The sequence below is a fragment of the Crocosphaera watsonii WH 8501 genome, from assembly GCF_000167195.1.
GTDB lineage: Bacteria > Cyanobacteriota > Cyanobacteriia > Cyanobacteriales > Microcystaceae > Crocosphaera > Crocosphaera watsonii.
This window is the reverse complement of the sequence record NZ_AADV02000181.1, coordinates 1-8,129: the sequence shown is the minus strand read 5'-3', so window position 1 is coordinate 8,129 and position 8,129 is coordinate 1. Positions and strand designations below refer to the sequence as shown.

At 36.0% G+C, this 8,129-nt stretch carries 8 protein-coding genes and 2 pseudogenes; 3 read left to right on the top strand and 7 right to left on the bottom strand.

Annotated features, from left to right (window positions below; all coding sequences use genetic code 11):
• Positions 1 to 50: 50 nt before the first annotated feature.
• Both CWATDRAFT_RS40640 and CWATDRAFT_RS36370 read left to right on the top strand, forming a co-directional pair.
• A pseudogene (locus tag CWATDRAFT_RS40640) lies at positions 51 to 547 on the top strand (IS1634 family transposase); the annotation flags it as partial.
• Positions 548 to 576: 29 nt separating this feature from the next.
• Positions 577 to 741 (top strand): PEP-CTERM sorting domain-containing protein, encoded by a 165-nt coding sequence (locus tag CWATDRAFT_RS36370; RefSeq protein ID WP_081451025.1) that lies wholly within the window; start codon positions 577 to 579, stop codon positions 739 to 741.
• A 252-nt stretch (positions 742 to 993) separates the two neighbouring features.
• Here CWATDRAFT_RS36370 and CWATDRAFT_RS27715 read toward each other — a convergent pair whose 3' ends face one another.
• From CWATDRAFT_RS27715 to CWATDRAFT_RS27700, 4 genes are all read right to left on the bottom strand, one after another.
• The gene (locus CWATDRAFT_RS27715) at positions 994 to 1,260 is read right to left on the bottom strand and encodes a type II toxin-antitoxin system RelE family toxin (protein ID WP_007308099.1); all 267 of its coding nucleotides are present in this window, start codon (positions 1,258 to 1,260) and stop codon (positions 994 to 996) included.
• A 2-nt stretch (positions 1,261 to 1,262) separates the two neighbouring features.
• Positions 1,263 to 1,460, bottom strand: a complete 198-nt coding sequence (locus CWATDRAFT_RS27710; RefSeq protein WP_007313070.1) for a hypothetical protein — start codon at positions 1,458 to 1,460, stop codon at positions 1,263 to 1,265.
• Between the two features lie 123 nt (positions 1,461 to 1,583).
• On the bottom strand, positions 1,584 to 3,905 hold the full coding sequence (gene glgB / locus CWATDRAFT_RS27705; protein WP_007308098.1) for a 1,4-alpha-glucan branching enzyme: 2,322 nt from the start codon (positions 3,903 to 3,905) through the stop codon (positions 1,584 to 1,586).
• 183 nt (positions 3,906 to 4,088) lie between these two features.
• A complete protein-coding gene (locus tag CWATDRAFT_RS27700) occupies positions 4,089 to 4,811 on the bottom strand; it encodes a tetratricopeptide repeat protein (protein ID WP_007308097.1) in 723 nt (240 codons plus the stop codon).
• A gap of 243 nt (positions 4,812 to 5,054) precedes the next feature.
• Between CWATDRAFT_RS27700 and CWATDRAFT_RS27695 the strand changes: the two genes are divergently transcribed.
• Positions 5,055 to 5,519, top strand: a complete 465-nt coding sequence (locus CWATDRAFT_RS27695; protein ID WP_007308101.1) for a hypothetical protein — start codon at positions 5,055 to 5,057, stop codon at positions 5,517 to 5,519.
• Positions 5,520 to 5,531: 12 nt separating this feature from the next.
• Here CWATDRAFT_RS27695 and CWATDRAFT_RS38935 read toward each other — a convergent pair whose 3' ends face one another.
• From CWATDRAFT_RS38935 to CWATDRAFT_RS27685, 3 genes and pseudogenes are all read right to left on the bottom strand, one after another.
• Positions 5,532 to 5,708 carry a hypothetical protein gene (locus tag CWATDRAFT_RS38935; RefSeq protein ID WP_007308096.1) on the bottom strand — a complete coding sequence of 59 codons (177 nt, stop codon included), beginning with the start codon at positions 5,706 to 5,708 and terminating at the stop codon, positions 5,532 to 5,534.
• Between the two features lie 10 nt (positions 5,709 to 5,718).
• Entirely contained in the window at positions 5,719 to 7,368 is a 1,650-nt protein-coding gene (locus tag CWATDRAFT_RS27690; protein ID WP_007308095.1) for an ABC1 kinase family protein, read from the bottom strand.
• Between the two features lie 374 nt (positions 7,369 to 7,742).
• Positions 7,743 to 8,129 (bottom strand): annotated as a pseudogene (locus tag CWATDRAFT_RS27685) (IS1634 family transposase); the annotation flags it as partial.

The window sequence follows — 8,129 nt, the reverse complement described above, 5'->3', positions numbered from 1 at the left end:
GGGGGGGANAGGAGGAGGCAGGCAGTGCCGCTGTGACGATCTAAGGATCCCAGAATTCTGTAGATGAAACTCTAATGGATGGATTGAAGTTGTCAAAGCTTATAAAAGTTTATCTTCGGTGGAAGAAGCTTTCCGTTGTTATAAATCTATTGATTTAAAAGTGCGTCCTATTTATCATTATAAGGGAGACAGAGTTAAGGCACATATTTTCTTATGTATGTTGGCTTATTACGTTGAATGGCATTTAAAACAAAAATTAGCCCCTTTATTATTTGAAGATGAAGAAATTGATAATAACTATCAGGATGTCATAAAAGCTCGTCGTAGTAATTCTGCTGTTGCTAAAGATAGAAAAAAACGCACCGAAGATAACTTACCAGTTCACAGCTTTCGTACTTTACTAGAAGATTTGGGAACAATTTGCTTGAACACAGTTGAGTGTTCTTTAGAGAGTGGAAAATACGTTTTTGACAAGATAACTCGACCTACTGAAGTGCAACAAAAGGCATTAGATTTATTAAGCATTTCTTCTGTTTGTACCCATTAATAACCCCTAGCTAATTCGGTGTATCCCTCATGCAGCATACGTTATCGGGTTTTGTCAAAGGGGAAGTTCAGTTAGAAATAGATAACTTAGAATTAACTCCACAAGAAGCGCAATCAACCCCTGAACCCGGTGCTATCTTAGGTTTACTCGCTGTAAGTTCCATTGGTGCATTGGCTCGTCGTAAAAAAGGGTAATTGCATCTTTTGTTGAAGATTACAACCTTAAAAACTGAGTTGTAGGGTGGGCAGCATTAATTAATTTGATCTTACCAGAGAGGATTTAATGGCTGCCCACCAATAGGTTTGAAATGAAATAGATAAGGGGATGGTGGGCAAAATTTTAAGTTAATCATCACATTTGATCTGTTTTCCCTTTTGCCCACCCTACAAGTAGCTATTGAAGTGCCGGATGGTGATGGTACGCTGAATTTAATGATTTAGATATTCTTAAGGGAAGTAACGATACATATCTTTTGGATGAAGAAAACGTACTAAAGCAACAACATTTCCATTTAGATAAAGTCCAAGACGATAGTTACCTATACGAATTCTATAAAATCCTTGATGTCCTTGTATTGCTTTGACATTTCTTAAATCAGTGATATTTTTGGCAACTTCTATATCTTCAATCACACCTTTAATTTGTTGCTTAATTTTGGGTTCTTTTAGATTGCGTAAGTCCTTTTTAAAGGTTTTACGAAATTCAATATTCATGATTAGTCTTCTAACAGAGAAAAAATTTCTTCACGACTAACATTTTCGGTATCTATTCCTTCTTTTATAGCATTAGCCATTGCTATATCTTCAATGACTTCATAGATTAAATCTTTAAGCAAGTCTTGTTCTTGGGTAAGGAGTTCATAGAGTAATTCTTTAAGGATTGGTTTTAAAGCTTGTTGTTGAGGATTTGTCATAATTTGAACTGAATATATAATCAATCACTGTAGCAAATTTTAGAGTGGGCAAAAAAGGATGCTGAAAAAAAATAATCGAAAAATCTTTATTTATTGCCCACCTATTTTCTTCATTCTCAATACCTACTCTTCTTCATCAATAGCTACTTCTTCAACAATTGTTCCTTCTGGAACTTTATCGGGATCTAACTTAAGAATTAACACAGATAAAGGTGGTAAACATAAATCTACCGAATAAGGTTTATTATGAAATGCCCATTCATCAGCCCATTTACCCCCTAAATTACCCATATTACTACCGCCATATTTTTTGGCATCACTGTTAAATAATTCAAGATAATATCCAGATTCAGGAACCCCGATCCGATAATGACTATGGGGTTGGGGAGTAAAATTACAAATCACGATTAAAGTATCTTTGGGATCATCGCTTTGTCGGGCAAAAGATACCACACTATGGGGATTATCGTTACAATCTATCCAGTAAAATCCATGATAGTCAAAATCGTGGGTATATAAGGCCGGTTCTTGTTTATAAAGGGCGTTAATATCCGTAAAAAATTGCTTTAGTTGTTGATGGGGTTCGTACTGTAATAAATGCCATTCTAAATCACCCCAAACATTCCATTCACTCCACTGGCCAAACTCCATACTCATAAACATGGTTTTCTTACCAGGATGGGTGTACATATAGGTAAATAAAGCCCGAACATTGGCGTATTTCTGCCATTCATCCCCCGGCATTTTACCCAACATATTACTCTTTCCATGCACTACCTCATCATGGGATAACGCCAACATGAAATTTTCGTTGTAATAATACAACATACTAAAAGTGACGTTATTTTGATGGTATTGACGGTAAAAGGGATCGATGCTGAAATAATCTAACATATCGTGCATCCAACCCATATCCCATTTAAGATTAAACCCTAACCCACCATCATAAATAGGCCGAGAAACCTTCTCCCATTCTGTGGACTCTTCAGCAATAGAAAGAATACCAGGGAAATACTCGAATAATAAAATATTGACTTCCTTGATAAAATTAACCGCTTCAATATGTTCATCTCCACCGTATTCATTGGGTATCCATTCCCCATCCTTACGCAGATAGTTACGGTATAACATAGAAGCCACCGCATCCACCCGAATACCATCAATATGATACTTATCAAACCAAAAAAGAACATTAGCCACCAAAAAGTTCTTGACTTCATGACGGCCATAGTTAAACACTAACGTCCCCCATTCCTTATGTTCACCAATGCGAGGATCTGCGTGTTCATAAAGATGGGTGCCATCAAAATAAGCTAACCCGTGGGAGTCTTTGGGAAAATGCCCCGGAACCCAGTCTAAAATCACCCCAATACCATTTTCATGACATTGATCCACAAAATACATGAAATCTTCCGGTGGACCAAACCGAGAAGTGGGAGAATAAAATCCAGTGACTTGATACCCCCATGATCCATCAAAGGGGTGTTCGGCAATGGGTAACACTTCGATATGAGTGTAACCCATCTCCTTGACGTAGGGGATCAATTTTTCTGCTAGTTCGTAGTAACTGAGAAAACGGGACCCAGAGTTTAATTCTGAGACGATGACGGGATCAGCTTCTCCATTGAGTAAAGGCATTTTTTCCTCGGAAGAAGCGTGTAACCAAGACCCCAAATGTACCTCATACACAGATACCGGTTCCTTGAGAGGATCGCTATTACGTCGGTTTTCTAACCATTGCTCATCATTCCATTGATAAATATTATCTATATCCACCACAATAGAAGCGGTATCTGGTCGAACTTCCCGATAAAAGCCATAGGGGTCTGATTTTTCGTAGATATGACCTTCACTGTTTTTGATCTCGTATTTATAGACTGTCCCTGCACCTATTTCCGGCACAAATAACTCCCAGATGGTGTTGTTGCGTTTACGCATCTGGTGTTCTCGGCCATCCCAGTTATTAAAATCACCAATAATAGAAACATTACGCGCATTGGGGGCCCAAACCGCAAAGTAAACCCCTGCAACTTTATTGATTTTGCCTACATGAGCGCCTAATTTTTCATAGATACGGTGGTGGTTTCCTTCAGAAAATAAGTAAATATCCTCGTCAGTTAGAAAAGGAGAACTAAAAGCATAGGGATCATAGATCACTTTTTCGTGTTCCCCTTCCTTAACTTTCAGTTGATAGTTATTTAGTTCAGGGGTTTCGATAATACATTCAAAAAAGTTGGGATGATGAACAGAGTTCATGGGATCTTCTTTTCCTTCTGTGGGACGGATCACCCATGCTGCTTCTGCTTTCGGTAAATAAGCCCTGACTACCCATTTTTTAGTCTTTTCACCTTTTTCTAGAAGGTGGCAACCTAAAATCTCAAAGGGATCATGATGTAAGTTATAAACAATCTGATTAACTTGATCTGCGGAAATAGTGGTGGTCATGGGACTCGCTATATGGCAATAAACTGAAGGAAGAGACTTATTATTAATGTCAGAAGTTAGTAGTCAGAAGTTTCCTCTGTTTGGGCAAAAATAAGGGCTATTCTCACCGAAGACTAGAAGCACAAAGCTAGACTTTAGACAACAATATCTGTTTTAGTGGATCTTACAACAGTTTGGTGCAGATCAATGATCACTCTCAAGATTTGATTGCGAAATAACGGGTTTTAGCACTTTGGCTAACCATTTCATCACTTTTTGCTGATAACGATGGCCTTCGGGTAAATAGGACAAGGCACGACGATAATCTGAGATCGCATAATTCCAATCCCCCATCAAATAACGAGTATAACCCCTTTCTGCATAAATACGCCCCAGGTATTGATTGCCAATCATTTTCGCTAGTTCCAGGGTTTCTATAGCTAATGGATAGTCTCCTAGTTCTCTGAGGGTAATACCTTGATTAATCCACACCTTTTGGTTATAAGGATTAATATCTAAGGCTTTTTCGTAGTTTTCTATGGCTTTGCTCAAGTTCCCCTGATGGGCGTAGCAGTTACCCCGATTATTATAAGCTCGATCTAAACTAGGGCTAAGGGCGATCGCTTTATTGAAATCAGTCATCGCCTGATCATAATCAGCTATTTTCAGGTACATTAAACCCCGATTATTATAGTCAATGGCACTATTGGGGAGACGGGCAATTAATTTGTCCAGAATAGCGATCGCCTTCTGATAATTCCCTTGATTTGCTTCTTGTTTAATAATAATCCTTAAATGTAAATCAGAAAGTTCTTTCTTTTTAAGTTGGGTGGCCATGGCCGCTTTTATAGACTCCTCTTCTGACACCGATGGGATCGGAACCAATGATGAGGAATGTTTCTTATAGTTAGTTATATCATCTTTCATAATAGCAGTATTAAGGTGCTTATTGAAAACACTGTACTCAATAGTGTGATGCTTAATGGTAAAAAATGTGTCACTCTGGTAACTGTCTCCATACCTTAAACTTGCTCTCCAATCTTCCTAACTATCTACCATCGGGAGTTTCCCCATTTTATAAAATTTTCCTTAAGTTTTTCTGGTTTTCCTAAAGCATACCCATGACTGATAAAATTAGATTATATGAATCATAAGGAGTTATTCTTACTCATGTCTACTACTACATTATTACCTAATCATTCTGATATCTCTATGGATGATTACTGTGTATTTGGGTTAGCAACTTGTTTTTTAAAGGAAGATGGAGAATTTCATCAAGTTCGTGTTATTGAACCTATTCCTTCCGCCGCTTTAGAACCTATTTGTCAAGGAATTCCTACTTCTTATGAATTGGTTTCTGCTAAGTCGATTGGAGACATTTTAACTGGGGAAACGTTAACGAAAACGTCTGATTTTCCTGATGATGCTCAGTTTGGTGATGACTTTATTGAAAGAACTTTAGCAGCAGTTAGAACTTATAAGAATCGTCCTTCTGCTCAATCTTTAATTACTCTGGGAACAGTTAAAAAAGACTTGAATTTTTCTTTAGAAAAAAAACGAATTCTCAATGCGGTTAATGTGGTAAAAGCAGAAGATAATGTTAAACAACATTCCCATACCCATCAAGTCTTATAGGCGGTAAATTATTCACAATTGGGGTTTACATTTTCCTGCATGAATTAAACCAACACGACGGGCGATCGCTTCTTCTTTGGAGGCGAAAGGACCCCAATAATTTGTATTTTCTGGGACTTGATTATAATCAAGTTCTACAATTTCGCATTGTTCTGTTTCTGTTTTAAGAATATACCAAATGTTGCTCATAATAATTAAATCATTTTAACCTTCCAGATCGCAAAATACTAATAATTAACCAAACCCCTAATAAACTAGCAGCAGCAAACAAAACAGTGCTAATTAACGACAATTGTTGAGTAGATGACCCCGTAGAAATAATCGCCGCCCCCATAATTAATGAACCTAAAACAATACTAAAAGAAAGACGATTTGCAGAAGAATCTACACTGCGTCTTAAAGGTTCTAATTCTTTTAATCTGAGATTCCATTGTAAGGTTTCTGAAGACAATCTATCCAGTAATATATCCACTTGTCTTGGTGTTTTCAGATAAATCGATTTGAGGTCTAAAACCGTTCTTAAACTGGTTTGTAAAGGAGTATCACCAATTAATTGACGGCGAAATAAATCCGTCATCAAGGGTTTAATTTCGTCAAATAAATTAATCTGAGGATTAAACTGTCTGGCCGCCCCTTCTAAATTAGCTAAGCACTTAGCATAAAGTCCCAAATTTCCAGGTACTTTTAACTTATTTTTACGGGCAATTTGTAAAATTTCATAAACAACCTCACTAAAATTGAATTGAGACAAACTGAGGTCATAATATTTCCGTAAAATCTGTTCATAATCATTGCGTAATCTTTCTAAACTTTCTGCTTTTCCTCCCTGAGATAATTCTATAGTTAATTGTGTACAACCTTGTGCATCTAAATCAAAAATTGCTAGTAATAATTCTGTTAAAATTTGTTGTGTTCTTGGGTCAAGTTTTCCCACCATACCACAATCAATAATGGCAATTTTTCCATTATCTAAATAGAAAATATTACCCGGATGAGGATCAGCATGAAAAAACCCATCTAAATATAGTTGTTGGAAGAATGCCCTAAATAATAAAGTAGTAATTTCTTGTTTTCTAATCTCAATAGATTTTGTACTTTCAGGAATACTTAAATCAGCTTCTAAAATAGGTTTTCCATGTAACCATTCTAACACCAAAATTTTCTCGCTTGTTACCTCCCAATACACTTTAGGAATAACTAATTGTTCCGTATCAAACCAACGACTTTCTGATAAATTATTTCTAATTTTGTCAGTATAATCAGCTTCTTTTGTAAAATCTAATTCTGCTTTAATTGCTTGAGAAAATTCATCAGCAAGCTCAACAATATCGTAATTTTCTCCAAAATCTGTTAGAGAAACTAACTCAGCAACTCCCTTAATTAAACTAATATCTTGCTCAACAATTTTATCAATACCTGGGCGTTGAACTTTAATAGCAACTTCTTCCCCAGTAGTTAAAGTTGCGCGATGAATTTGTCCAATAGAACCAGCAGCAATAGGTTGCTGATTAATCTTACTAAAAACAGATTCTATAGGTTGCCCTAACTCCTGACTTAGTAGTCTTTCAATAGCTTCCCAAGATACGGGAGGTACATTGGCTTGTAAAGCCGTTAACGCCTTGATATAATTAGGGGGTAAAATGTCGGGACGAGTGCTTAAAATTTGCCCTAATTTAACATAAAATGGTCCTAATTCTACTAAAATATTGCGGAGAACTTCAGGGGTTGGAATATTGGGATCTTCGTCTTTTTTTCCTGTTAATAAACCCTTCATATAATCCCAACCATTACTAAGGACAACCTCAATAATTTCTCGTTGACGCGCACTGGTTTGAGTTAAGGAAAACATAAAATAATTCTCTTTATTTTAAGTCGATAAATGTAAATAACTATTATAATCATTATATAACAATAATCTGTAAGGTGGGCAATGCCCACCCTACGGTCATGTTTGAATCTTGGTTGAGGTTGTCTTACTTATCCCAGATTCCGCACTTCAAAATGTAGTATAAAAAAATACATAGTTTTAAAAAGTCCGAAAATCATACCTGGGCAAGAATATTTCTCTTTTCATTAAATTTTTAGGAAAAATAATCAAATTAAGAAGATTTATACTCATTGAAAACTTAGCAAGACTCAGCACAAACGAAGGAGAGTTTCCTCTTCTCATTTGATATCATTAGACTCTTATTCTTTTATTATTTTTGCTTTATCCAATTCAATTTATAGATAATATCTTTGACAAGATGCAGGTAATAAACTCAATATAAAACGCCTTTCTTCTGTTAAATTGACAATTTGTTTGACTCCGTTTAAAATCACATAATGAATACCTTGAAAACATTGAAATATCCACCTCAAAGTCGGACGCAATGTTACTTTCCCTACTTGATTATTTATTCCTTTTTTGACTCTTTTTAAACAATTTCTTAATTCTCTTTGCCCCAAGTTATAAATCAACAAACACAAAGACATTAAAAATAACATTGTTTCTATTCTTTCTGGTTTTTCAACGAAGAAACTATCAGTAAAAAATAAGGGATCTTTCAAAAATCGAAATCCTCTTTCCGTAGATTGCTGGTTTTTATAAGTTATCAGAATTGCACGTGG